At 57.3% G+C, this 26,268-nt stretch carries 19 protein-coding genes, 1 tRNA gene and 1 pseudogene; 6 read left to right on the top strand and 15 right to left on the bottom strand.

The window, feature by feature from the left end; all coding sequences use genetic code 11:
• Positions 1 to 30: 30 nt before the first annotated feature.
• A pseudogene (locus ACP15U_RS08140) lies at positions 31 to 150 on the top strand (integrase core domain-containing protein); the annotation flags it as partial.
• Here the strand turns inward: ACP15U_RS08140 and ACP15U_RS08135 are convergent.
• From ACP15U_RS08135 to ACP15U_RS08115, 5 genes are all read right to left on the bottom strand, one after another.
• On the bottom strand, positions 151 to 2,148 hold the full coding sequence (locus tag ACP15U_RS08135) for a UvrD-helicase domain-containing protein (RefSeq protein ID WP_425044651.1): 1,998 nt from the start codon (positions 2,146 to 2,148) through the stop codon (positions 151 to 153). It lies immediately after the preceding pseudogene.
• Positions 2,145 to 2,576: a hypothetical protein gene (locus ACP15U_RS08130; protein ID WP_425044650.1), complete on the bottom strand. Its 432-nt coding sequence runs from the start codon at positions 2,574 to 2,576 to the stop codon at positions 2,145 to 2,147. The genes ACP15U_RS08135 and ACP15U_RS08130 overlap by 4 nt, the downstream gene beginning before the upstream one ends.
• 2 nt (positions 2,577 to 2,578) lie before the next feature.
• A complete protein-coding gene (locus ACP15U_RS08125; RefSeq protein WP_425044649.1) occupies positions 2,579 to 5,476 on the bottom strand; it encodes a site-specific DNA-methyltransferase in 2,898 nt (965 codons plus the stop codon).
• Positions 5,476 to 6,186, bottom strand: a complete 711-nt coding sequence (locus ACP15U_RS08120) for an NYN domain-containing protein (RefSeq protein ID WP_425044648.1) — start codon at positions 6,184 to 6,186, stop codon at positions 5,476 to 5,478. The genes ACP15U_RS08125 and ACP15U_RS08120 overlap by 1 nt, the downstream gene beginning before the upstream one ends.
• Before the next feature lie 130 nt (positions 6,187 to 6,316).
• On the bottom strand, positions 6,317 to 9,337 hold the full coding sequence (locus ACP15U_RS08115) for a BPTD_3080 family restriction endonuclease (protein ID WP_425044647.1): 3,021 nt from the start codon (positions 9,335 to 9,337) through the stop codon (positions 6,317 to 6,319).
• 327 nt (positions 9,338 to 9,664) lie between these two features.
• Between ACP15U_RS08115 and ACP15U_RS08110 the strand changes: the two genes are divergently transcribed.
• Complete coding sequence (locus ACP15U_RS08110; protein ID WP_425044646.1) at positions 9,665 to 11,725, top strand: hypothetical protein; 2,061 nt, start codon at positions 9,665 to 9,667, stop codon at positions 11,723 to 11,725.
• 314 nt (positions 11,726 to 12,039) lie between these two features.
• Here ACP15U_RS08110 and ACP15U_RS08105 read toward each other — a convergent pair whose 3' ends face one another.
• The 3 genes from ACP15U_RS08105 to ACP15U_RS08095 are packed head-to-tail and all read right to left on the bottom strand — an operon-like array spanning position 12,040 to position 14,146.
• Positions 12,040 to 12,204, bottom strand: a complete 165-nt coding sequence (locus ACP15U_RS08105; RefSeq protein WP_425044645.1) for a hypothetical protein — start codon at positions 12,202 to 12,204, stop codon at positions 12,040 to 12,042.
• Positions 12,201 to 13,679: an HNH endonuclease gene (locus tag ACP15U_RS08100; protein ID WP_425044644.1), complete on the bottom strand. Its 1,479-nt coding sequence runs from the start codon at positions 13,677 to 13,679 to the stop codon at positions 12,201 to 12,203. Before ACP15U_RS08100 ends, ACP15U_RS08105 begins: the two co-directional genes overlap by 4 nt.
• On the bottom strand, positions 13,679 to 14,146 hold the full coding sequence (locus tag ACP15U_RS08095; protein ID WP_425044643.1) for a hypothetical protein: 468 nt from the start codon (positions 14,144 to 14,146) through the stop codon (positions 13,679 to 13,681). Before ACP15U_RS08095 ends, ACP15U_RS08100 begins: the two co-directional genes overlap by 1 nt.
• Positions 14,147 to 14,287: 141 nt before the next feature.
• Between ACP15U_RS08095 and ACP15U_RS08090 the strand changes: the two genes are divergently transcribed.
• Positions 14,288 to 14,893 carry a hypothetical protein gene (locus ACP15U_RS08090; RefSeq protein WP_425044642.1) on the top strand — a complete coding sequence of 202 codons (606 nt, stop codon included), beginning with the start codon at positions 14,288 to 14,290 and terminating at the stop codon, positions 14,891 to 14,893.
• Here the strand turns inward: ACP15U_RS08090 and ACP15U_RS08085 are convergent.
• The 7 genes from ACP15U_RS08085 to ychF all read right to left on the bottom strand — a co-directional run bounded on the left by ACP15U_RS08085 (position 14,890) and on the right by ychF (position 22,959).
• Positions 14,890 to 15,741: a hypothetical protein gene (locus tag ACP15U_RS08085; RefSeq protein WP_425044641.1), complete on the bottom strand. Its 852-nt coding sequence runs from the start codon at positions 15,739 to 15,741 to the stop codon at positions 14,890 to 14,892. The two genes, ACP15U_RS08090 and ACP15U_RS08085, sit on opposite strands and share 4 nt — an antisense overlap.
• 63 nt (positions 15,742 to 15,804) lie before the next feature.
• Positions 15,805 to 17,130 (bottom strand): hypothetical protein, encoded by a 1,326-nt coding sequence (locus ACP15U_RS08080; protein WP_425044640.1) that lies wholly within the window; start codon positions 17,128 to 17,130, stop codon positions 15,805 to 15,807.
• A 1,240-nt stretch (positions 17,131 to 18,370) separates the two neighbouring features.
• A complete protein-coding gene (locus ACP15U_RS08075; RefSeq protein WP_425044639.1) occupies positions 18,371 to 18,772 on the bottom strand; it encodes an XRE family transcriptional regulator in 402 nt (133 codons plus the stop codon).
• A gap of 269 nt (positions 18,773 to 19,041) precedes the next feature.
• Positions 19,042 to 20,838, bottom strand: a complete 1,797-nt coding sequence (locus ACP15U_RS08070; protein WP_425044638.1) for a DUF927 domain-containing protein — start codon at positions 20,836 to 20,838, stop codon at positions 19,042 to 19,044.
• A gap of 122 nt (positions 20,839 to 20,960) precedes the next feature.
• Positions 20,961 to 21,197: a helix-turn-helix transcriptional regulator gene (locus ACP15U_RS08065; RefSeq protein ID WP_425044637.1), complete on the bottom strand. Its 237-nt coding sequence runs from the start codon at positions 21,195 to 21,197 to the stop codon at positions 20,961 to 20,963.
• Positions 21,198 to 21,578: 381 nt separating this feature from the next.
• Positions 21,579 to 21,668, bottom strand: a tRNA-Ser gene (locus ACP15U_RS08060).
• 193 nt (positions 21,669 to 21,861) lie between these two features.
• Positions 21,862 to 22,959, bottom strand: a complete 1,098-nt coding sequence (gene ychF, locus ACP15U_RS08055; protein ID WP_425044636.1) for a redox-regulated ATPase YchF — start codon at positions 22,957 to 22,959, stop codon at positions 21,862 to 21,864.
• Positions 22,960 to 23,135: 176 nt separating this feature from the next.
• Here ychF and trpA point away from each other — a divergent pair, with 176 nt between their 5' ends.
• The 3 genes from trpA to ACP15U_RS08040 all read left to right on the top strand — a co-directional run bounded on the left by trpA (position 23,136) and on the right by ACP15U_RS08040 (position 26,123).
• Positions 23,136 to 23,927 (top strand): tryptophan synthase subunit alpha, encoded by a 792-nt coding sequence (gene trpA, locus ACP15U_RS08050; RefSeq protein WP_425044635.1) that lies wholly within the window; start codon positions 23,136 to 23,138, stop codon positions 23,925 to 23,927.
• A 221-nt stretch (positions 23,928 to 24,148) separates the two neighbouring features.
• The gene (locus ACP15U_RS08045; protein ID WP_425044634.1) at positions 24,149 to 25,312 is read left to right on the top strand and encodes an alpha-hydroxy acid oxidase; all 1,164 of its coding nucleotides are present in this window, start codon (positions 24,149 to 24,151) and stop codon (positions 25,310 to 25,312) included.
• A 169-nt stretch (positions 25,313 to 25,481) separates the two neighbouring features.
• On the top strand, positions 25,482 to 26,123 hold the full coding sequence (locus ACP15U_RS08040; RefSeq protein ID WP_425044633.1) for a 50S ribosomal protein L25/general stress protein Ctc: 642 nt from the start codon (positions 25,482 to 25,484) through the stop codon (positions 26,121 to 26,123).
• Positions 26,124 to 26,268: the final 145 nt, after the last annotated feature.

Here is a 26,268-nt window from a genome sequence, read left to right as displayed (position 1 = left end):
CTATTTTCATTTATGCCGGACAATGCACTCGACTCGGGCAAGTCGCAGCAGAATGCCTTCATCGAGTCATTCAACGGCAGCCTGCGCGACGAGCTCTTAAACGAGGAGATGTTCGACAGTCTGGACGATGCCAGACGCAAGGTGGCGCTTTCACTCCTCCAAGAGATCAACCAAGAACTCGGAGACTGGCGCAACACCCGACATCCAAAGGTGATCACGAGCCCTCGTTGCGGCCACATACAGTAGGTGCCGTTCGGTGTTCATAACTTCGTCTAATTGAGCTTCGTCTTTTGCAGCTAGTAACCGCATCTCGTCTGGGAGTGTCCCGTCGTTCAGTCCACCAATCGCCACGGCACGATACTCGGCACCTTTTGCGTCGTGCATCAGTATGATCTGCACATTCTCTACCGACAAAACCTCGGCGTAGCGCTCCACCTCAACTTCGTTTCTCAACAAAACTGCGAGTTCAGAAGGCGGCACGCCGTCGGTTGTTAGCCGGTCACGCACCCACTCGACCAGCGCTTCAAGTTCAGCGTCGGATGTCTCAAATGCGCGAAAAGTTGGCACGGGTCCATCGAACACCGAAGTAACACCAGTTCTGGACTCTTCGTTGCCGTCTGCCTCGACCAGTGTTTCAGGCAACAACCTGTCACTTTGGCACCTGATTTGATGTGACGTCCGGTAGTTCACCTTTAGACTGCGAGATCGCCCTCGCAATTCGATACCGGCCGCTGTCCAGGGGAATGGCGCACGGAATATGCGCTGACCAATGTCGCCGGCAAAGAACAAGCCGTTCGGCTTGTCTCCAACCTGGCGTCCAAGCAGCTTCAGTTCTGCTACCGAGATGTCCTGCGCTTCATCAATAAGGACATGGTCAAAGGGGAGAGCTCCACTCTCGGAAAGCTCATGGGCGAGCTGTGCCTCGGTTTTAACCAACTCCCGCACAAGCCTCTCGCGAACCGATTCAAATACCTGCCAGAGAGCGTCTCGCCTCGACGCTGCCATGCGAACTTTTCGGCCTAGGCGCGGCAAATCGCGGTAGGCTTCCTGCGTGCTGATGTCCCATGCATCGACGACCAGAGACCATTCGTCGAACAGGAAATCCGGATCAACTTGCATCTCCTGTTCACTGGCCGCTTCGACTAGGAAGTGACGCAAGGATGTCTCATCAACGATTTCACTATCCCCGAAAGTTTCGCGATGCAGCCGGGCGATGAGCACCGGCAGCGCCTCGACCACGATGCGGTCCAACGCATCGGACGAGGCAACCTGTGGGATTTTTTCTCGGAGGTTGTCCGCGAGCTTGCGGTTGAACGTGGTCAGCAAGACCTTCACGCCAGGGTTTTCCGCCAAACGTGCCGCTCGGTGGAGCGCAACTACGGTTTTGCCAGTTCCGGCAGAACCAATCACGCGTGCCGGACCATTAAAGTCGCGATCCACATATTCCTGTTGCGCGGGGTGCAGGAATACGGCCCACTTCTCCCAAGGCGCGTCCAGAGCAGCCTGCAATTCCTCGACATTCTCCAGGACGCGGAATCTGCGCATTGTGTCGGGGTGAGTCCACGGGTCCGCCCCCTCTACTGACACGACAGCTGGCACGGGTGTCTCGCCAACAGCGGCCGAAAGGATAGCATTTGCCGCCTCAGTTGGCAGCCGCCCGGCAATGTCGAGCACCGTGTCCTCGGTCACATCCCGCACGGTATCGAGCCAGTCTAACGGCACACCCCAGGACAAGAGTGTATCGTCATCCTTGGCAGCCAAAGGACGCGGCAGTTCGACGGCTTTCTCTACGTAACGTTGGACGACAACCTCTTCGATGGTTTCTCGCGCCTCGACGATCTGGATCGACCCCGTGCGAGGATGGCTTTCGATCCTCCGCGTCTCGGCCCAACGATAGGCTGAATCATGATGGCCGACCCAGGCCAGAAGGGTTTGGCCATCTTTCTTGTGGATCACCATGCGGATGTCGCGGTTCACGCGCGCGGTCCAGAAATTCGGATCACGGGCGCGGTCCACCCGATGCATCGAGAGCCCGGGCAGGCTTGGATCCATTTGAAAATCGAATGCGGCTGTCTTGACCTGCTTTTGTTCCTGCTGAGTCAGCTTCGCGAGAGCGTCGTAGAAAGTGTCGGCAATGCGATGCGTCATGAGGAACGTCTCTTACTACGCACTTCGACCACAAACCTCTTACGATTGGCCTGCTTTTCCTCTGCTGCTTTCACTTTTTCGCGGTATTTTGCATCAAAGTCAGAATCATGATTCCGCCTTTGTTCGATTTTTTCCAGCCTGGCTGCTCGCCGGCGTTCCACCTCCGCTTCGCGCTCTTTAAGGACTTGCTTCGCAGTTTTGCGATAGCGTTTTCCTCTGTTTTTCGGTTTGCGCTTTTTTTGGCGCTCGAGTTCTTCGTCGTCCTTTGGTGAAACGACCCAAGACTTCGCACCCTCAGGTTTCCATTCTTCAACAGCGGCCTTCAAAATACCTTCCTTGCGAATTACCGGTCCGCGCCTTCGGTAGCCAATAGCATGGGCTCTTATTATCGAGCCTCCGCCAAGGTAGGATCCTCGCTTTTTGGGCATCACTAAACCCCCAACACCTTCATCACCTCGTCCCCGAGGTGATTGATTACCTTCACAGCCACCCGCCCCGACTTCGGGCGCGCGAAGGGGCGCGACACGGTGCGTTTCAGGCTGTCCCAGGCTTCCTCGTCGATCTCCCCCTTCAGGGTCGTCTTCAGCTGCTTGTAGGGAATATCCGCGCCCGGGAAATACGCGTGCCGAACGAAGAACGACTCCTCGTTGTAGTCCGTGTCGATGAACCAGCACGCGATGTCGTCCGGTTCAGACGACACCACCTGGCCGGTCGCCGGTTTGAAGATGTCGACGCCAAGCAAATCTATCCGTAGCTTGTCGCCATCCTCCTTCACCTCGATGTCTGGTTCGCCGAACACGACGAACAGGTTGCCGCCCCCAGCCTTCAAATCTCCTGCCATGTGAAGATCCGGATTCATCCGTGCCTTGAGTATCGTCAAATCCCCAATCCTGACGCGATCCGTGTGAGCGTCGTAGTTGAAGGCACAGGTGATCAAGGCATCGAAACCGCACTCCACCGCTTCCCGAGCGGCTGCGACTATGTCCGCACGTTGCAGAGTGCCGTATTCCGGGCCAATCATGATGCCGGCCTTGCGCTCCATGTCGCCCTCCAAATAACGCCCCTCGGCCGCCAGCCATTCGCCAGGCCAGGGCTGGAGCGAGGTGAACTCGACCTTATCGGCCTTGTCCGCCTGCTGCACACCCGCCTTCTTGAGGTTTTCTAGGATAGAGGCGCGGTAGTTGTCGGCCTCAGTCGCATCCGCAGCCCGCTTACCACGCGCGGCCTCTACCTCGTCGATCAGCTCGCCATGTTCGTTCACGGCTTGCGTGCGGTGGGGTGACAGGCTCTCGACGGTAAACGGTCCGGCGACGCGGACGCGTTTCTTGTCTTCGTAGGGCTTGTCATAGAGAAACTCGTAATCGGCCTTGGCGGCGATGGAGGCGTCGATCTCTTTCTGGCGGGCGATGCGCGCTTCCCAGAACGCGGCCAAAGCCTTGTTCGCCGCGTCGGGCCAGTCCTCCCGAGCCTCGCGCGGAACCTCCCATTCCATGAAACCGTTTGCCGGGGCCATCTCTCCGCTGGGCAATTCGACCTCGCCCGAGGCGGTGAAGTCGATCTTGTCGCCCTTGCGGCCGCCGGTTTCGACCTCGAAAGGCGCGGCGTGGCCGGAGAGCGCTGCGTTGAGGTCCAACAGGGCGGCCTCGACGGCGGGCTGCATCGCCTCCCAGATCGTGTCGATCTCGGTGTTGTTGGCGATGCTTTTCAGGGTGATGTGGGGCACGCGCTGATAGACGAAGCCGTGGCGGATGTCGTTGTAGGTCGCTGCCGTGGCGGGGGCGGAGCGGGTGACCTCGGCCTCTTTCCTTTGCCCAGCCTCAGAGTCCTTAAGCAGATACCAGGGGTATTTCGCGCCCATGATCCGCGCGCGGGCGAGGGCGAGGGCCACGCGGGAGGTGTCGATGGTGATCCAACGCCGTCCCCATTGCTCGGCCACAGATGCGGTAGTGCCGGATCCACAGGTGGGATCGAGCACGAGATCGCCCGGGTCGGTGGTCATTAGGAGGCAGCGTTGGACGATCTTCTGGCTCGTTTGCACGACGTAGAGTTTGCCCATCGCGCTTCCGGATTGTGTGTCTGTCCAAAGATCAGTGACAGGATATACCGGAAAATCGCCATGGAACCGGATATATGATATCAGTCGCCCAGTCGGCTCAACACGGCGGGACTTCGCCAATCGCTCCATTCCGATTTCGTTAGTTTTCCAGCGTGCAGTTGCCGGCGGTTTGATCGTCTTTCCTGCAAGTGTGACGCCAAACCAACTTGCAGCGCCTTCGCCCTTTTCCCGTCCGATTGACTGACTGGTCATTGTTTGCTGCCGGAAGACACGAAAACGAGCTTTAGTTTTCTTCACCTCGGCGATCTCGACGGCCGACAACCCGCGTCTCGAAAAATCTTCACCGTCAAGGAACCTGTAGGTTTTGTCGCCATCATCTCCAAGTTCGCGCTCGAGATACTGCTGTCGATATTTCAAACGCGGCTTATTCTTCGCAAAGAAGACGATGTAATCCACGGTGCCTGGCATATAATCGGAAGTCGCACCGCTCGTTTTCTTCACCGAGATTTGCGCGACAAAATTCTCTTCACCGAACACCTCATCCATCAGCGCGCGCACACGGTGGACATTCTCGTCCCCGATCTGAACAAAGCATGACCCGCTCTCGGACAGCAGTTCCCGCGCTACGACCAATCGGTCGCGCAGGTATTGCAGGTAGGAATGGATGCCGTCGCGCCAGGTGTCGCGAAAGGCCTTCACCTGCTCGGGCTCGCGGGTCAGATGCTCCAGCTTGCCGTCCTTCACATCGCGCGAGGTGGTGGACCACTGGAAGTTGGAGTTGAACTTGATGCCATAGGGCGGGTCGATATAGATCGCCTGCACCTGCCCCTTCAGCCCTTCGCGCTCGGCGAGGGACGCCATGACCTGGAGCCCGTCGCCCAGGATCATCCGGTTCGACCACTTGCGATGGTGGCGGTAAAACTCGATCTCCGCCTCGCGGTCCTCGTCGGTCAGCCCGAAATGATCAAACAGGTCCGCGCCTCCGCCTTCGCCGTTGCGCTTGTTGCCGGCGCGCAGGTCCTCGATGATCGCCTTAGGGTGGACCTGTTCCTGCAGGTAGATCGGCGGCGCATCCACCGTCACCGCCTCCTGGTCGATATCCTTGCCGCGCCAGATCAGCTGCGGATCGAGATCCGGGTTGCGCTGTTCATAGGCCACCTTGATCGGCCGTGCGTCCTCGGGATCCATCATCGGCGCCAGTTCCGGCGTGGGGATGTTCAGGCGCTCGTCCTCGTGGGTGATGGGCTCGATGGGGGTTTTCTTGTCAGTCATTACTCTGCCTTCGGTTCGGTCTTTGGCGTCGGTTTGGGGAAACCACTGCGCAGCCCGTCAATATGTTCAAACAAATTCTCGTCGACTTTACGCCACAGCGGGTCGAGAACGAATTTCACACCCTCACGCCGGGCGAGTTTGGCCGCTGGCACGAAATCGCTGTCGCCTGCGACCAGAACGATTATGTCAGCCTGTCGTTTGAGCGTGATAGACGCGATGTCCAATCCAATCCTCATGTCGACGGCTTTCTGCCGAAACGTAGGGCGAAACTCATCATCAGTGAGATCGTCAAAATCACGCTTCTTCTTCAGGAGATCGCGCAGGACAGCCGGCTTCAACTCCCAAAGGCTGTCTGGGTCTCGCCGAACTTCTCCCAGTCGCACCGCCATGTTGGACGTGCGACGAAGGTTGTCATGCAGATCAAGGTGAAAGCGGGCTCGATCTGTCTTGCTGTAGTCTATGCCCTTGCTGCTGACAGGCAAATGCCCTTTGTCGAGATACGGCCGCGCGTCATAGAAAAAAGAGCGGTATAGCAATGAACGTGCATGCGGAACGCGCTCGACCTTGTTGATCTGCTTTAGGTGGCTGGACACCAGGCGACTGATGTCACGACAAACTGCAGTGGCGTCGTTCGTGTCCGTTTTAGGGCGAACCGTGCGTAGGCGTTTGAGAAAGTAGCCGCCATCTATGAGGATTGCGACCTTTGTCATGTGAACGCCAGAAACGAGAAAGCCCCAAGGTGTCGGCGAAACTCTGGATTTCGAGGAGCAACGCTTACTGCCGAGGGGCGGATAAGAAATATATAGGCGCACATTCTGCACATTGGAAGAAAAATTTGGCTCATGCAGACACCGCTCCAAGCATTTCTTCAATTGCCGTGTCCAGGTCAGGGCCAAAGTCATGAGCGGAGCGCAGTTCAGCAAAGCCCCAGCGGCCGAAGCCGTCGAGCCGATTGACTGCCGGGATCCACTTGTTGCGCATGGTCTCGGCCTTGAGCATGGCATCGTGTCCACGGAAGCCCTTGACCTCAATCACCAGCGTCACCGGCTCCGGCGCGTCAAGGCGGATCAGGAAGTCGGGACGGTAGACATGTGGCTCGCCTTCCCTGAGGTAGGGCACTTCGAAGCCTAGGTTATGGTTCTTGGCGTAGGCGAGGACCTTCGGGTGATCCTCGATCCGGGCGGCCAGCTTGTCCTCCCAGTCGCTGTCGGTGATGATCCAGTTCAGGTGGCTGCGGTCCGGACGTGGCGAATAGCGCGTGGCGACAGAGGTGTTGAAATGCACACCCATGGTCGACCCCTCGGGCTGGTAGGGATCAAGAACGGCGCGCAGAATGCTGTCGCCACGCGGCCCTTCGATGAGCGCACCGAAAATGATGTCACAAACCTCATCGGCCAGCTCGCGATAAAGGAGCTGGGCAGGCACAGTATCGCCCTTGCAGACGAAATGGCCCTCTTTCAACCACTGCAGAACAATCCGCTTGGCCGGCATCAGAAGATGCATCTTGGGCGCCCCATTCTCGTCGCGCAGCTTCTCGAAGATCATGTGCTTGGCGACGTTGTAGGCGATGGTCGAGAGCCGCGCCGTCTTGAGATAGTCGAGGTTGAGCTTTTCGCTTTCACCAATAATGCCCTGCATGGTCACGACGGTTGCCGCGACTTTTTCGGGTGTCAGGACGTATGGCTCTGTCTTCGAGAAATCGACTTCAAGCTTCTCAGACGGCAAGTCAGCCACATAGCCCTGCACACGAGGGAATGTGATCTCCAGGTTATCGCGTTCCGGCGACATGGCACGCACCTGGATTACATCTCGCGGCTTTTGCGGTGGAGCGACACGAGGCTGGTCGGAGAAGTTCAATCCGTCGATGCCCATGATGTCGGCATATTCCGTGCGGAAGAGCTTTGTGTCAGGGTCAAGGTCGTAAGACAAACGGCGCAAGGCGCGGCCGATGACCTGCTCGCAGATGAGCTGCGTTCCAAACGCGCGAAGGCCGAGAATGTGTGTTACGTTGTTTGCATCCCACCCTTCCGTCAGCATGGAGACTGAAACAACACAACGCACCTGCTCTCCGAGCCGGTCCTTTTTCCCGACAGTGTTCATCACCTCGCGAAGAATGTCGGCATCTGTCAGGTCCTCAGATGAACCCCGTTCCGCCTGCTCCCGGCGAAAGGCTTCTATCTCGTCGGCGTGTGCGTCGCGGAAGGACTTGTCGATGTCACCACCCGCTTCCAGCGTAGCGCTATCGATCAGGACCGTGCGTGGTCGTGGGAGGCGTTCATCATCGGTGGTAGAGAAATTGGCAAAGAGCGGGCATTTTCCGTGAACAACTTCGATAGTGCCGTCCGGGTTCTCGCGTTCATACCCAGACATGTAGTCACGCAGCAGCTCGGAGTTCGTGGTGTTGTTGCAGACGACAATGAAAACGGGAGGTATCTGAACACCTCCTTGCTGCCAGAGCTTGAAGGTCTTCTCGTAATGACCATACAGTGCGTCGATCGCTGTCTTTAGCGGGATGGGTAGGCTCTGCGGATTAGGCTTTGTCTTCCCCCGCGCCTTTTTAGGCATCTTCTTACCAATTTCTTTCCACAGATCGCGGTAAAGAGGCACCTCGCCGCTCGGTAGGTTGTCAGCGACAGGGACCCGGGGCAACTTCACGATCCCACATTCGATGGCATCCATCAGCGAGAAATCAGACACCACCCAGGGAAAAAGCGTGCCCTCTACCCACCCCGATCCGGCAAGGAAGAAGGGAGTAGCAGACAGGTCATACACGATCTGCACGCCGATCTGACGCTTGGCCGCTTCGAGCCCTGAGATCCAAAGCCGGGCAGCTTCGGCGTTTTCTTCGGCTTCTTTCCTCTCGTCGCCCTTGAGGCGCTCGGTTTCGGTGTTTGCACGCTCCCTGTAGCAATGGTGAGCTTCGTCATTGATGACGTTGATCTTTCCAAGCCCCATCAGCTCAGGCATGACGCGTTTTATCATCTGCCCTTCGGACTCCAACGTTTTGAGCTGGCTTCCATGGCCTTGCAGTGCCGATCTTGTTCCCTTGGCAAGCTGAAGCGTCTCGCGCAGCTTGAACGCATGATAATTCGTGAGAACGATCTTGGCCTTCTGCATGTCCTGCATGAGGTCCGTCGGCACAAGGTTGATGCGCATGTAGTAGTTTTCGGCATCGTTCGGGAGGAGAACACGAAGGCGGTCGCGGATCGTGATACCCGGGGTAACGATCAGGAAACCACGGGAGTATGACTTGGAGTTGGGGCTTCGCACAGCATTGAGCGTTTGCCAGGCAATCAGCATCGCCATCACGGTCGTCTTCCCCGCTCCCGTGGCAAGCTTCATTGCCACCCTGAATAGGTCAGGGTTCGCCTCTGCGTTCGCTGCCTCTAGCCTGGTCCGGAAGCGTTTGCCCCTCGGGCCCATCTTCGGCGCGACTTCCGCCAGAAAGATTGCTGTTTCCACTGCCTCAAGCTGGCAGAAAAACGGCCGGATGGTCTGGCTTTCATCCTGCTGGATGGCCCGCCAGTGTTGCAACAACCTCTGTGTCGTCGGAGTAACCCGCCAGTCGTTCGGGTTAGGCAGGGCGCGCCAGCTATCAACCTGGCTACGCAAGTCGTTGACGAATTCAGTTACGTTGTAGGCCATCTCCTGGGTCTCAAGGCCAGCTTCATTCAGACCCAATTCCGCCTGTTGGCCACCGCTCTTCTTGACGCTCTTTGCCTTCGGCATCGCCGAGATGAGATCAGAACGCCGGCGACTCGGAATGATCCGATCTGTAGGGCGGCCGCTTGTGTCAAGTTCCCAATGTTCCGCAGGAACGGTGTAGGGCGAGTTGAGGATGGGATGTTCGAAAAATGACACGAGTGCCTCACGGTAGGATTTTCACATACCAAATCAGTTACCCGGCATACATGCAATGGTTGTTTCGAATGCAAAGAACGGAGGCAAGCTATTACTTAGAAACAAAAAATTGCGCGATAGATATTTGGATTATTGGGAATAGTCTACGGCAGGTTGACCTCGGCGCAGCTTTTTTGCGTGTCAAAAAATTCCGGTTTCTTTCAGATGCTGATGGTGTGCGGTGAAGCGGACTTTGCAAGAAAGATACCGCGGACCTGGGCGAAAAAGCGCATCATTTCTGTCGCTTGCTCTATTTCTTCACGCCGCAACGTTCGGGAATTGTGCAGCTTGAGCATTTTGCTGCCACCACGTAAACAAAACCAGTTAGAAGAAAAACCTATCAATCCCAACATGAACACACCGGCAACAAAGGCGCGTTCCGTGATGCGCGCGCAACGCCTAGCGGCCGCTTCTGCCCTATTCGAAATTGGCGAGCTCTCAGATGAGATTTCTGACCAAAGCTTCAGTCTCCGCCTCAATACCATCGTGGCGCAACGCTTCAAGGATGCCGAGAAAAACACACCTATCGATCTTGCACACGCTGTTTCTGTCACTGGAATTCTGAGCACCCACGCCGAGGTGGCCGCGTTCGGGCGCTGGCTACTTCTTGATGGACACCCTGGGATAAAAAAGCTTGGCGGCCGTCAGCCCAACAAGCGCGCGATCCTGCAATGTGTCGCGGTCGCAATGTATGAGCTGCGCGTCCGGCCGAAACTCCAAGAGCACGGTCTTGACCAAACCGGGCGGAATAGCCGCACGAAGGCGATCACGAAACAGGATCTAGCCTTGCGATGGCACGGGATCTTCGGTTCGCCAAAAGAGCCCTCCTTCTTCGATGCCCGGCTGCGGTCTATGAAGCGCATCCTGCCCGCCTACCTGGAGCACATGAAGTCCGGGGGCTTTGTAGTTGACGGCAAGCAGATTATGAAATCGCCTGAGATCGAGAAGGTGCTAAAGGCGGTTACCGACAAGAACAAGACTCGACCGAGGGCGCAGGCCCCCGCGATGACCAAGCCAGTGATACCTGTGCCGGCAAAGCCGTCGCCGTTTGAGATCGAGCTTGGCTACTCGTCGCCTGCGCAGGAGGAGGAGTATCGCAATAGTGCCGCGACCTCTCTGCCGCCGTCGCATCTGCGATACTCACCCACCTCGACCCCATCCACATCCGCGAGAGGAAAGGTCCGCGCAGATCGGACCGACAAGATCGTCTTGATGCCCGATGTCGCCATCCGCGAAAGCTACAAAGTCGAGGCGCTGATCGACCGGATGGTGATCCTGGTCAACACCACGGCCCCAACAGCACCGCATTGTCTCCACGACAAGATAGACAAGGCAACCGAGGCGAAGATCTACGTGCATGATCTGAAAGCGCAGGGCAGCAACAATGACTGGGGCGCTGCGCTTCCGATCAAAGATCCCGCGGCAGCAACGGGTCAACACTTCGCGATTATGATCCAGGACCCCAAGCCGGAACTGTTATGTGCTATCCTGAACGTGATCCGCGACGCCCACGGGATCGACGGTGCGGTCACATTTCACTTGATCGAGGTCTCGGTCGACTTCTATCCGGGCAGCACAAGATCGGCCGAGGATTCCATACTGCTCCGCGAGCAGATGGTCGGCCTTCTTCATCGCCATCACTGGGCACCTCACAGTCGATTTCACCACCACGATCCGGCCGTTCCGCGATATGTCGATGCGCGTCAGATCCACGGTGACCGGCGCGGACCTCGATACCTGTTCGCGCACCAGGCAGGCGATCATTTCCACTCGGACAGCACCATCGGCATCCCGGCGATCAGACAGCGCATCCTGACCCACAAACCAAGCGAGAACCTCTACCTCAACTCGACCTTGTGGAAGGGCGCGAAGAACGCCGACTGCCAGGTGAGCATCCAGCACAAGATAGCAAACCGCAGAAACCGAGAGAAAAACACGAGGGACATCCTGGAGGATCACGAACGCCGCGCGCGCATCGAGGTCACAATCTCCGGGAGCGATACACTCATGGAACGCGGTCTCACCACCATTGATGATCTGGGGTCCGTTTCGTTCCGAAAACTGACCAAGCCCTTCCTTTCGTTCGCGCTCGGCACGTCCAAGCCCTGGCAGCATCTCTTGGAGGACGCCCAGGTTCAGATGCGAACACGCGGCGTCTACGGCATTGAGCTGAGAAACCGCGCCCAAGCGTTGGAGGAGCGTGAAGAACTGCGCCGAGCGGGTGAGAAACTGCCGCGGAAAACTGATCGCGAGGGCCAAGGTCTGCAGAGCTGGGGGGAGATGAACGATGTGGTCGGCAAATCTCTAGACGAGCTGCAGCGTCGCTGGAGCGGCTTCTCGTGGACGTAGACGCTCCGCGCCGATCGACATGGTTGCCGGACGTGCTTGGAGGGCGCGCCTTCAGCTTCGTAACCCACCCCTTTGCACCTGCCTCTTCCTCGTGCGTGGTGATGTGGGAGTAGGTATGGTGTAGTAGAAGGGGTATATAGATCTATGGGGTTCCCCAGTTAATAGGGCCGCACGACTCTCCAGCTTCCGCAGGAGGTAGCAGAACGCCTTAAAGTAAGCATTTACTGATCCCCAATAGGCCCTCGGTCTGCTCCGATCAGCTCCTCGCGGTGCCGCGATCCGAGAAACTGGCGTCAAACTGGCCGCCTTAGGAGCTAATCATGCGCCAGATCGTGGCGGCTAGTGGAATCGAAGTCAGAGCTGCCATAGGCCTCGGGCGAACTTTCGATATAACCCAGCCCATTGACCAGTTGTGAGACGATGCGTTCCTCGACGACGATCTCCTTGTGGATGGAATGGGTGGGATGGGTTTCGGTCATCCTTGTCGATCCTTTTCGACCTTCTCGAACTGCTTGAAATGAAATGTCAGAAACTCTTGCGCCAGCTTATGCTCAACATCCTTACCCGACAACTTGGCGTATCCTGTGTCCTTGAGTTCAGAGGAAATGCGGACTTTGCCGGAGCCTGGATGAATGGACCAAAGATAGGCATCGAACAGCCTATGGAGATCGCTGCGCAGAAGGAGGCCATTATCCGGCGCCTCAAAGGCCGGATCGCCATTATGTGGCACCACATGAGCTGCTTCCAACGCCTCTGGCACCCGGCATCGAGAGATCACACACCGACCGCGATGGCGCTCCATTTGCGTCTCTCTGAAGCGCTGTTGATGTGGGCGGAGCTTTCGCAGACCTCGCCGCCGTTCCTCGGACGCGGCAAGAAGATCTGCCTTGTGCCGATCAATCGCGACATCTCGATCGTTGATGTATCTCTTCTTTTCTTCTTCCGAGATCGGCACGGAGCGTTCCTCGACCACCCGAAGGAAATCATCATAGTCGGCGTCCTTGATCAGATAGACTTGGTAATGTCTGCGGGACCGCGCGTAGTCGAGCAGGCGAGACCCAGTAGCACCGTCACCTAGGTCACGAAACCCGAAGGGGCGCGACATTAGTTCTACCTTGGTCACAGGGACAGCCAAGTGTTCGCCAGTATCTCTTCGCTGCCCTGCGATCGCCTTGGCGGTCAGGCCCCAACCGCGGCCAAACTGATCGTCTTCGTGTGTCCATATCCAAAGCTCATCACCAGGCTGGATCTGTAGAGCCTCCTGGCTAAGGCCAGGCTCGGCTCTCAGTGGCCCGGCGAGCGGTGTCAGAACATCCCCGCCTTCCCATTCTTCAGCCTTGGTAGGTCGGCAGATCCCGTCTGGGCAGTGCAGCACGCCATTCACTTTGAGAAAGAACCGGTTCACCCGTCTGTCAGCGAGAGCTTCCGATGCTTCACCTTTGTTCTCTCGAAACTCGCCTGGCCTTTCCGATTCACTAGGAGATTGCTTCTCATCAGGCAAAACCGAGGCATGTGTATCGACGAGTCCTATGAAGTCCGGATAGTCGTTGTCCTCTATCAAATAGGTTGTGCGCTGACGGTAGGTTTTCAGGAAATCAAACAAGCGGCTACCGCTTGGTTCCATGCCGATGTCCTTGAAACCGAATGGACGATCGAGAACGTCTATGTCTTGCAACGACACATACAACCTATCGCCGTCGACTCGCTGCGGTCCTGCGGTTGCCTTCGCTGTTATCCCCAGGCCGCCGCCATATTCTTTCGACTCGTGGGCCCATAGCCACAATTCGTCGCCTTCGGAGATCGGAGGGGCCTCCTGCTTTTCTCCCTCCTGGGCCAGAGCTGGAGTGATGGCACATCGAAGTTCCCCGCCAGCCCACTCTGAAGCGCACTTCGGCTGGCAGACGCCGTTCGGGAATGAACTCGCACCATTGGTCTTGATCACATAGCGCCTCATCAGCCCACCTCCTCGATCCGGTCGAGAGTGCGGTCGGTTGCGCTTTGGTTGCCGTATCTGTTCACGTCGATATGGTGTGTGACTGCGGCAGTGACCGGAGCGGCGCGGTGTTCGCGGAGGCGGTCGATGGATTCGATTACTCGCCGAGATGTTTCCGGCGATTGTTGACTCGAGGCTTCGATTGCAGCAGAAATCTGCGCTTTCTCATGTTGTGACGGCAGCGGGATACCATCACAGCTGGCCGCGTAGAGGATCTGCGACCGGGCAATCTCGTCCATGTCGTCTGGGAAGGTGTCGGCCAGGGAGAGCACGGCCTCGTTGGTCTGTGCCAAGAAGCAATCGAGGCGACGCAGAGTCACGAAGGGCAGCGCGACTTTGCCATGTTCGGACTGCATGAAATCGTCCTGTGGAAGTTTGGCAGTCGGCCAGGCGAAACTGCCCAAGCTGTTGATGTCGGTGCCGCTCATATGTGCCTCTGTTCTTGTTCTTGGGCAAAATGTTCCGATTTGACGTCAAGTGCAAGCGTGATCGAGGTTACACTTTATGGTTGATTTTGCCGTCGGCGTTGGATTGTATCCTGCCCAATCAATTGAGAAACTGGAAAACCTTTGGAACAAAAAAGAAACAAGCCATCTTCTGCGATCGCGATTGCCGCTGTTGCATTCATTTTCGCCATCGCGATAGCATCTGGCATATCAGTGGTAAACAAAGCGAGACAAAACCACCGTGTCGCCGAAGAGTTACGATTGACGACCGAGAAGGAGAGAGTGGAGAACGAACTGAAGAAAGCCCAGCGAGCTCGAGAGATAGCTCATGAACAACTGGTTGCTATGACCAGGAGCGACTTTCAAGTTGCCGGCCAGAAATGTGTGGAGTCAATTACGACTATGTTTAGCAACAAAGAAAACTTTGGTTGGGACTTCGTCGATCTTGACCCGGACAAGTTCAGGTCAATCAGGGATGCAACACTTATGGGATTGAGAGCAACTTCTCTTGGATCTGAGGCTTCTGGTCATTCTCTTGTTTCGGCTCAAATAGAGAGAACAATGGCGTCAATTCGAGAATACAGTAGTGACGTGGCCATGAAGTTTGTTATCTCCGAACGAATTGATTCCTTCGGTGGGCTCAAGGAAGTGCTTCAGCTTCACAAATGCTCGTTCAATTCCGCGGATCGCGTGTATGTGTATGAGACTGACAGGTTCATTATGAACTAACCTCGGGCAAACCAGGAACCGAGACGGGATCTCAGGTGCTTGTCGTAGGCACTACCGACCATGTCGAGTTTCTTACCAACAAGCAATTCTTGCAGTCCGGGCTTTTCGCCAAACTTGCGCCTTAGCTTACTTGCCGAGGACAACACGCAGCCATTGGCAGGGGCCAGGTCCGAGGCCTTGAACAGGAGTTCGATACAATGCTCTTCCTTGGTCGGCTGCTCACCGAGTTCAGACAGATCTTCTATCGCGGCGACAAGATCATCCTGTGAGCGGGCTGCCATCCAGGCGTTCAGCGCCGCTTCACTTGACGACACCGACGGCAGCTTGGTCGTGCGATCTGAGAGATGCCGAATACGCCCCTCCAGCGCTGCTGTGAGCGCGCTGTGAAGTTCTGAACCAAGATCGAGCAGTTCGCTGATCCAATTTCGCATCAGGAGCTCCTGCGCCTTGTTTTTGACCGCACTGTTGCCAAGCAAAGCTGCGCACCCGATTGCCGGCCCCAGGACAAGCGCACCGGCAGGTCCGATCGCAACCAACCCCAGCCAGCCCCCGGCTTGCGCTCCTGCAAATCCGAGCGCACCTCGTGAAGCGCCATCCAGCAGCAGCCAGGCGGGTATATCACTTGCGGGGATCCGACCCTGCATGACCTCGATACCGCCCCGAAGAACGCCAATAGAGAACGCGAACTCCAAAATGTCCGGATTCGCAAGACCTCCTGCATGTTCGAGCGCTTCCGCCAACTGAGCCTCGACGACCTGGATCTCAAATCCGGGAAGCGTCGTGACCATGTCCGCCCAGACCTCGCCGCTCTCTGCCGCCGCTTCAGCAAGCTCCTGGTTCGCGATCACGGGGATGTCCGGATACTTTTGAAAGTGCTCCGATAGGTTCGAAAGCTCTGAGCCGCATTTCACCTAGACGGGGCTACCATCAACAATCAAGTCCAATCCGGGAGTATTGCTGGCTTCCGCGAGTTCAACGTCGTGACCGTCCGCGACGAGTGCATCCAGAACAAGCCTCTCGGCGGCATACCCCTTTAAAGAATAGCCTGCACCTTTCAGCACAAAGCTCTGCGCCGCGGCTGCAAAACTCAACGGATCGCCAAGATCGGCCGCACGCGAAAAGTCGGCAGCCTGCATTACGTTCTCGTCGATGGCAACGGCATGCCACAGCATTTCTCCGGCCGTCAGCGAGGTCACAAGGGCGGTCTCTGCGACATCAAGTTGGTGTGGACTTTGATTCCAGGGCGGCGGAGTCGAACCGGCCGGTGGCGGCTCTTGGTCCAACGCGCGCATGTCAGTCAGGAAGCCGTCCAAGCCGCTTGCGCTGCTCTGGCTTCCCGGGATCGCCAAGAGCACACAAATGCGCGCGGCGACCTGGCTGCGGACGACCTGTGATCCCTTACCCACTGCAAGCCAGCCGAGAGATCCTAAGCCGGCGACGACCGTAAGCGGGTTAACCAGTGTTGCGAGCAGCGATACAAGCGCTGGACCACCGACCATCGGGATCCAGGCGCTGAGCTGGGCGGCCAGAATGTAAGGTAGAAAGCCAGCGTTCCCGACAATCGTCGCAAATGCGACCCAGCCACCACCAGCCGCGATCGCCTTCTGAGCGGCACCGTGGGCCTTTCGCAGTGCATCCTGGATTTCCGGATCAGCCTGCATGGCGGCCGCTGCCACCAGATCCTCATCCGCCAGCATGTTCAGCAGTTCTTCGTGCACCAGATCCGGAAAGGACATTGGGTCCGTGCGAGCGAGCAGCTTCTTCCCGGCATTCCAAAGATCAGCTGCCTTTCTGCCCACAAGGACAGCGAGGTCTTCGTCGCTTTGCGCCGTCTTCTTCTCCTTGCGTTGCTCCACGACGGACGGGGTCAGCCTTTCTGATGCACGGACGGCCAGGGACGCAGCGGCTCTGCGCGCAGAGCGATTGGATAATGGAACCGTTGTCGGCACCATCAGCGCCTCGGCAAGTCGCACCCATAGGCGATGTCGCAAGACCGCGTCAGAGGTGGGAGCATCCATCAATCGTTGTTTCGCTTGGTCAATTGATGACACCGACGTGCCGTCGACGAGTTTCATTCGCTTGCCGACATCTTCCAGCGCGCCCTTGGCCAACGAGATCGCGCCGATCCCCTCTAGGATTGCGAGGAAAGTGCAAATCTCTTCGCGATTAAGAGAGCCGAGGCCAGAGAGAATGGACGTTGCAGTGATCGGTGTTGTCGGATCGTTTGCCTGGTTCATGATCAGAACATGGACAACGAAGACAGCATTAGCAAGTCGTTGAAAGATAGACTAAATGCCATTGACTGATTTGGGCTGAGGGGAATGAAGAACATCAACAACGTCGCTCCCTCACATATAGGAGGTTTCAACCACCCCAACTTGGCGGCGCCGGAATGCATCCCCATCACAAATCTCGAAAATCTCTAGGACTTCGACCAAATTCCTAGCATGCCCATCTACCGGTCCCGGGATATGCAGCCATTCCTCGCCCTGGTTCAGAACATCGCAAAATGTGGCTGGTTCCGCATCTCTGCATCCTCTTCGTCAAGCAGCAGTTCACGCACTTTCTTCAACGGTATCCGAACCCGGGACGCTGTCCATTCCTTTCCCTGAAGTGTGAGGAGCCCTTTCATGTTCAGAAGGTCGACCACCTGCTTGTGCGTAAGACTGTGAGGCTCATCGATTTCACGCAACACATCTGTGTAAGTTCGTTCTGCACGCTCTCCGGGAGGATTGCCGTTGCGCTTGGTGATGGAGCTGTCGCTTGCGTGGCCGTATTGTAAGCTCCTGCGGACGATATATGGATCAAAACCATGCCAGCGACCCGCTTACCTTAACTTCAGGACCGACCTCATCGCAGCAATCGTCATGGTTCATATACAATTTGGGGAACACTATCAGGCGTGCACCTGGAGCCGCCTTGTGTGACGATGCGAGTGCCTCAAAACTCGGCTCGTTCACTCACGCGGAGAGTGGCGATGCCCACCATTTCTTGCTCGCCACATGGACCGGTTTCAACCGATACCTATGTTTTCTTGGGTCTATAGCATCGCAAGGGTTAACATTTCTCGTGAAAAAAGTGATTTTCGGGCAAAATCTGTCAACTTAATGTAAACTTAATGTAAACCTTTTGGGGCATTTTAGGCCAAAAATGCCCCAAATTGGCCCTCAAAGGTTTCCAACTGTTTTACTCATGTAAACTTAAGGCAACCTTTTTCGTCCAGAATGTTAACGGCATGTAAACCCAACGTGGCGTTTCCGGGAAAACCGAATTGGGATCCGGGGAAGGCCGACAGCGCAGCCATTCCCAATTGGCATTCCAGATCACGCAACACTAAGGCCGTGATCTCTTACAAATCCTGCGCAGCAGCTGCACCCGGCGCAAGGTAGGCGCAGGATCACGGTTCAGGCTTATGTCGCGCAGGAAGCTCAGCCAGGCCCGTTCATTCTGTGTCAGGTCTTTCTGATCACACATTTACTACCTCCCAAAGATCGCCCTGAGAGCTGCCCGTGACCTACTGGTGATCCGCGGATCACTGTGGTCAGCGGCATCCCGGATCTCCTGAAGCCACCCCAGCTCGTTTGCGGTGACCGGTGTGCCGAAGATCTCCACGATGGCCTGAGCCGACGTATCGCCAACAGCTTGCTCAAGGGCCAGGCGCATAAGGTAGGCAGGGTCGCACTCCAGGGCACGCGCCATCGACGGCACGCGATCCAGGGCCAGCTTGCTGGTGCCGTTCTTGATCATGGTCACCATGTTCGGATTCGGGAACCCGGCCTCGCTGGCGATCTGTAACTGTGATTTCTTCGACTTCAATTCCAACACCCGGCGCTCGACGTATTTCGCCAACCGGCTGTCCTCATGGGGTTTCTTGCTCATCTCAATCCTCTCAGAAGTGACGCAGCACGCGCTGCTCATCTTCGTTATAGAAAGGACGTGCATGGGGATTTGTGGCGGGAAGAGATCAACCTGACACTTCACTCGGACCACTCGGACCACTCGGACCACTCGGACCAGCAGAAATCCGGGTGTGCCCCTTGTCAACGCCGGGTGTGCCCCTTGTCAACGATGGTCCTGCAGGTCTGAGCGGTCCAAGTCGCATCAGGCGCGCAACCGTCAGCTGCGCACCTGGTTTCTTGATGCTGCCGTCAGCTACTAGTGGCACCAACGAGTGCCGAAGCGCGAACCGCGTATACGTTCGGGCGCCCAGGCACTGCGCGACCCAGCCTGAACTGCAGCCCATCACCCTTCTGTGTCTTGAGATGACCAGCAGTTTTGTGGACGCGCGCCATTTCGACCGCATCGTCGTGCTGATGGATCCGACGCCAGCACTCAGGAGTGATGTAGATCCAGCCTTCATCCCGCCAGCCGTCGAGAGGCTCACCGCTTCCAGTGCCGACCACCGCAAAGCGCTCCAGGTTCTTCGATACGTATGTCCGGGTCCGCTCAACAGCCCCGTTGATCTCGGCGCGGGTGGCCCCATCGCGCGCATCGAGCCAGCTCTGGAACAGCTCGAACGCAGCCGCCTGCGCGGCGCCGCGAGGCCAGCCGGTGAGCCCAAATTTCGTCGCCGTTTCGCCAGCGACCGCGGCAATAGCGAAACGAACCAAAACACGCTGGACCTGGCCGTCGGGCGGAAGATCTACGTTCTTGTCCCACATGCGACAGTAGCCACTCACAACGCGGCTGAAGCCTTCCAGCTTGTCCGAGTTCTTCATGAGCCTCTCGACAAATACCGGACCGGCAACGCCGTAGTTCTCCTGCCCGGCCTGCTTCATCCGCTCAGCGAACGCCCGGCCATCAGGTTCTCCATGCAGACAGTCGAAGGCTCCACGCAGGCGGACATCAGCGGCAAGGTCGATCAGCCGGATGTCCTGCCCCGCATACATAGTGCGGCCGCCGCTCGCCATGTGCTCCTCCAAGGAGAGTTCACCACTGGAAAGCACAGGCACCGTCCAGCTCAGCGTGCGCTGGGTCCTACCGTTCGAGTTCGAACGCATCTTCCCACGGCCATTCGCCAGCATGTAGACGATCTCCCCGGCCACGCTCGGATCTACCTGGTGGAGCTCGTCGAGCACCAGCAGGCTATCATTGCATGCTGCGGCGATCCCTTCGATCCCGTTGTCCGTGCCGCGCCAGCTCTGCATGAATGACGGCGCGCCCCAAACCGACGCCGCTACACCCAACAGCGTGGACTTGCCACGCGAGGAGACGCCGCGCAGGTGGAATCCGCCGCCATCGCGCCCCAGAACCGACAGGAGCGGCCCGGTGAACGCATGCGACAGCGCGAGGATCATCAGCGGGTTGTCGACGCAGGGCTCGGCCACAGCCTGACGCCAGCTTTCCAGGCTGCCTCTTGCATGCATCGCGGCGGCGACATCATCCGAGACCGCATCAGTTACCACCAACCCCTCGCCGAGCACGCGACCATCCCCCAGAGTGAAGGCACTGAAGCTCTTGTCAGCCCATCCCAGCCGATCCGAGCGCAGATACCGTGCCTGCGGCCTCCAGGCTGCGATCAGTGCCGCCACGCTCTGTGCCGCCTCCTCGATAGGCGCAAGCTCCAACCCACGATCGAACAAGGGACCCAGAGCTGTGGCAGATTTCTTTGAGACGTCCCGAGCCTCAAGGATCACCTCATTCCAATTCCCGTCTGGATCCTCGACAGCCACCACCCGGCCCCAGCCGCCGCCTTTCGGCCAGCGACACATCCCCTTCACAATCAGAGGTGAGCAGATCCGCACAGGCACAAGGTCATCATCCTCGCCCGGCCGCAACTGGTGGATTCCATCGGCGTTCAGCGAGTAGTCACAGGGCATACCATCGGAGACAGACACCGGTTTGGCGCAAAGCGCGATGCCTGCCTGCGCCCCGACATTGCGGGGGAAGGATACTACGTTCTGGATGTTGGAGCCGGGACGGGAAGTGATAGTCTGGTCGGTCATTTAGTCTCTCTCTTTGACAAAAGGATAGCGACCGGCGCGACAGTAGTCGCGCCGCCTAGCGGCATTGCGCGCTGCAGAAGCAGGAGCGCTGGATCAGGATGAACAAGTGGAGGAGTGGACCGTCAGCCTGCCATCAAGGCATCCGGCTCGAACTCAAGAAAAGCGACAAGACCACAGGCGAGCTGCCCCTCCCATTCCTCGATGTCGGCAAGGCGCCAGCGAGTCGTAGTGCCTCCCAGCTTAACGGGCGCCGGGAAGTCCCCTTTGCGCTTCCAGCGCCAGATCGAGTCCTTGGAAACGCCGAACCGATGCGCAACCTGATCAACAGAAAGGTAGAGGGTGTTCGCGGGGGCAGTCACTGTCGATGATCTCCTATTTAGGCACACGAATGCAGCCTGCTTCGGACAGTCCTACTGATCCGGCAGAGCCACACGGGTGCATGTTGATGTATGGTTTGCTTATAGCAGAAATTTTCGCGAATTTCCTGAGAATTCGGGAGAATTCTGCTTTCTCCAAACTTGGTGTTGCCGAACTGCCAAGGTAACTTCTCCAAGTGTCCACTTGGGCCGCGATGCTACGTGAGGACTTCAGAGAGAGAACACACAGGCGCAACAAGCGCCGGAATAGCAGCCCGATGCATTTTGTTGCATTCAATAGGATGATTTTTGGTGGCAACAATGGTGGCGCACGCCGCAAGCCACCACAATAATCGTTAAATAACAATATATTGGTCGATATGATGGCGGAGACGAAGGGATTCGAACCCTCGAGACGGTTTCCCGCCTACTCCCTTAGCAGGGGAGCGCCTTCGACCACTCGGCCACGTCTCCGCCGACCGCTATACAAGGGGAAGCGAGGCGGGAACAAGGGCAAAAGCAACGGGGTTGGAAAATTTGCCAAATGACGTTCATCCCGACGATCAACCTCCTGCCTTTCCCGACGGGCTGGCGTAGTCCGATTCCGAAACTCGGCCGATAGTCTTTGCGCCTAAGGGAATTCGGAACGATGAAGCCGGACGCGAGTTCAAGTGTTGAAAAGGAAATGCATCACGTCGCCGTCTTTGACGAGATACCCTTTGCCTTCGGCGCGCATCTTGCCCGCCTCCTTGGCGCCCTGTTCGCCGTTGCAGGCAATGTAATCATCGTAGGCAATCGTCTCTGCCCGGATGAATCCTTTCTCGAAGTCCCCGTGAATCACTCCGGCAGCCTGAGGTGCCATTGTGCCACGGCGAATGGTCCAGGCGCGGGCTTCCTTGGGGCCGACGGTAAAGTAGGTTTCGAGCTGCAATAGCTCGTATCCGGCCTTGATCAGTCGATCCAAACCAGCTTCCTCCAAGCCCATTTCCTCAAGAAACATTGTCGCCTCATCGTCTTCGAGTTGACTGATCTCTTCCTCGATCTGGGCAGAAATGATGACGTGGGAGTTTCCCTGAGCAGCAGCCATCTCAGCAACCTTAGTGGAATGCTCGTTTCCATCGGCCGCTTCGACCTCACCAACGTTGCAGACGTATAGAACGGGTTTGGTCGTCAATAGCTGCAATTGACTCCAGGCCTTTGCGTCCTCGGCATCGACTTCGACAAGACGGGCAGGCTTACCGCTTTCCAGAATGCCTTGCGCGGCGGCAAGCAGTCGGTCCTGCTGCTGGGCTTCCTTGTCATTGCCCTTGAGCTTACGAACGAGGTTGGCCCGCCGTTTTTCGATGCTTTCGAGGTCGGCCAGCATCAATTCGGTTTCGATGGTTTCAGCATCCGCAACCGGATCCACGCGCCCTTCGACATGCGTCACGTCGCCATCCTCGAAGCAGCGCAACACATGGGCGATCGCGTCTACTTCGCGGATATTGGCCAAAAACTGATTGCCGAGCCCTTCACCCTTGGAGGCGCCCTTCACCAACCCTGCGATATCCACGAAAGTCATTCGGGTTGGAATGATCTGCCGCGAGCTGGCGATTGCCGCCAGCTTGTCGAGGCGGGCATCGGGAACCCCGACCTCTCCGACATTGGGTTCAATCGTGCAAAAAGGAAAATTCGCCGCCTGTGCCGCCGCGGTTTTTGTCAGCGCGTTGAACAAGGTCGACTTGCCCACGTTCGGCAGACCCACGATTCCCATTTTAAAGCCCATGCCGGCCTCCTGATGCCATTCGACCGCTGCTTCTAGGCAGCAATGGACAAAGACGCAAGTTGCCACGGCAGCGAACCCGTAAAACCAAATTCTGATGCGGCTGTTTTTCCGGATGGGATTGATTTTCCCCCTCAGTTTCTGCACATCGGGCAGGAACCCGAGATCAAGGAAACCGCATGACCCGTATCGACGCCAAATTCGCAGAGTTGAAAGCGCAAGGTAAGAAGGCTTTCGTTGCCTATGTCATGGCCGGTGATCCGGATTTCGACACCTCTCTGGAAATCGTCAAAGGACTGCCGGGCGCTGGTGTCGATGTGATCGAGCTTGGCCTTCCCTTCACGGATCCGATGGCCGACGGACCCACAATCCAGCTTGCCGGTCAGCGGGCGCTCGAAGCCGGCATGACGCTTGACCGCACATTGGAGATGGCCCGGCGGTTTCGCGAAACCGACAACACGACACCGATCGTGATGATGGGGTATTACAACCCAATCTACAGCCGCGGCGTCGATACGTTTCTGGCGCAGGCGACCGAAGCCGGGATTGATGGGTTGATCGTCGTGGATCTTCCCCCGGAAGAAGACAGCGAACTGTGCCTGCCCGCGCAAAAGGCAGGGCTGAACTTCATTCGGCTTGCCACGCCGACAACTGATGACAAACGGTTGCCACGCGTTCTGCAGAACACGTCCGGTTTTGTCTACTACGTCTCGATTACCGGGATAACCGGGGCAGCCGAAGCCCAGTCCGGAGATGTCGGCCCCGAAGTCGCGCGAATCAAGTCGGCGACCGACCTTCCGGTGATTGTCGGGTTCGGAATCAATACACCGGAAAAATCCCGTGCGATCGCAGAAATCGCCGATGGTGCGGTGGTGGGATCCGCCATTGTCAGCCAGATCGGTGCCGGCAAGCCCGTACCGGAAGTATTGGCCTTTGTGCGATCTCTGGCCGATGGCGCTCACTCAGCCTGATTCCTTGAGATCCTGATCGGTTTTCTGACTAACGAGGCTGCGGCAGCTGCGCCGCGCCCGTGACTGTCGAAACTATGAAGTTCATAACACATTGAAACCGCTCATTTTGGCGACCTTCCGAAGGAATCCCATCTGCTCCCGAGCGTGAGCCGACCAATTTCTTGCACCCCGCCTCTCTAATTGGTAAGAAAAACTAACCAAATTGGGAAGAGGTCGTTCAAATGCCGGTAATCACCACCATCGAGGATCTCAGGCGGATTTATGAACGCCGCGTTCCGCGCATGTTCTATGACTACGCGGAGAGCGGGAGTTGGACGGAACAGACCTTTCGGGAAAACACGTCGGATTTCGAGCAGATCCGCCTGCGCCAGCGGGTCGCCTTTGACATGACGGGCCGCAACACGGCCAGCCAGATGATCGGGCAGAATGTATCCATGCCCGTCGCTCTCGCACCGGTTGGGTTGACGGGAATGCAATGCGCAGACGGAGAAATAAAAGCGGCCCGCGCGGCCGAGAACTTCGGGGTCCCTTTCACGCTTTCCACCATGTCGATCTGTTCGATCGAGGATGTGGCGGAGAACACGGACAAGCCCTTCTGGATGCAGGTCTACACGCTGAAAGACAGTGATTTCATGCAGCGCCTGTTTGACCGGGCAAAAGCTGCCAAATGCTCGGCCGCAGTGATTACCGTCGATCTGCAACTGATGGGGCAGAGGCACAAGGATCTCAAGAACGGGCTCAGCGCGCCGCCAAAGCTCACTGCAAAATCAGTGGCGAACATGATGACAAAGGTTCATTGGGGCCTTGGCATGCTGGGAACCAAACGGAGGTTCTTTGGTAACATCGTGGGTCACGCCAAAGGAGTGAAAGATGCGTCATCACTGTCTTCCTGGACCGCCGAAGCCTTTGATCAGGCACTGGACTGGAATCGAATTCGCGAGTTCCGCAAGATGTGGGACGGGCCATTGATCATCAAAGGCATTCTCGACGCCGAGGATGCAAAGGCGGCGCTGAATGTCGGGGCCGATGCTATCATCGTTTCCAACCATGGCGGGCGGCAACTGGACGGAGCGCTCAGCGCGATCCGCTCACTTCCGGCAATCATGGATGCCGTGGGCGACAAGATCGAAGTGCATCTCGACAGCGGCATTCGCAGCGGACAGGACGTTCTCAAGGCCCTGTCGCTGGGCGCCAAAGGCACGTATGTGGGCCGCGCTTTCGTATATGGGCTCGGGGCTCAGGGCGAACAGGGTGTGACCACGGCACTGGAGGTGATCCACAAGGAACTGGACACGACAATGGGCCTTTGCGGTGTTCGTTCCGTCGCCGATCTGAGCCGCGATAACCTGCTTGTGCCGGCCGATTTCGAGGGCCATTGGGCCTGAAAGGCGGCCTCGGGGCTTTGACGGTATCATCAGCCGGCCACCAGAGCGGACTACGGCCTTGGCACAGTGTCGTTTTCCTCTTTTCAAACCAGGGGATTCGGTCTAAGGACGCGGCTTCACGCGGGCATACAGCCTTGGAGGATGCCCGCCCTAACATTGGAGATTTATCATGGCTGGTGAGATTCCTGATCTCGTAGCTCTGGAACGGACGGGGACAGGCAAGGGCGCCGCTCGTCAGGCACGCCGTGACGGCATGGTTCCGGGCATTGTATTTGGTGGCGAAAAAGATCCGCTTCCGATTCAAATTCCCTTCAACGAACTGTTTAAAAAGCTGAAAGCTGGCCGGTTCAAGTCCACCCTGTTCAACCTCAAGGTTGAGGGTCAGGAAGACGTCCGTGTCATCTGCCGCGACGTGCAGCGGGACGTTGTCAAAGATCTGCCCACGCACCTCGACCTGATGCGCCTGCGCCGGAACACCAAGATCAACCTGTTTATCCCGGTTGAGTTCGTGAACGAAGCCGAAGCCCCGGGTATCAAGAAGGGTGGTGTTCTGACCGTTGTTCGCCCCGAAGTCGAGCTGGTCTGCACCGCGGGCGAAATCCCCGAGAAGATCGTCGTCGATCTGACCGGAATGAACATCAACGATGTCGCAACCATTTCGTCGGTGGAACTGCCTGCAGGCACCAAGCCGACAATCGACCGTGATTTCGTGATTGCAAACATCTCGGCACCCACCGGCCTGGCATCCTCGGATGACGAAGGCGAAGAAGCCGAAGGTGAAGTCGAAGAGGTGGAAGCAGCCGAAGAGTGATCTTCCGCTTGCTATAACCAACAGCTTCAGACGGGGTCCGGACTATCCGGGCCCCGTCTTTTTTTGGGGACCTTCGGTTTTCGCAGGTACATATCCGCGCAGTTCCCAGCCAAGATTTTACATATCTCCCGAAGTAGTTATCCTG

Source organism: Primorskyibacter sp. S87 (assembly GCF_049801055.1).
Lineage (GTDB): Bacteria > Pseudomonadota > Alphaproteobacteria > Rhodobacterales > Rhodobacteraceae > JBNAGF01.
The sequence above is the reverse complement of the archived record's forward strand: the minus strand, read 5'-3'. Positions and strand labels throughout refer to the sequence as shown.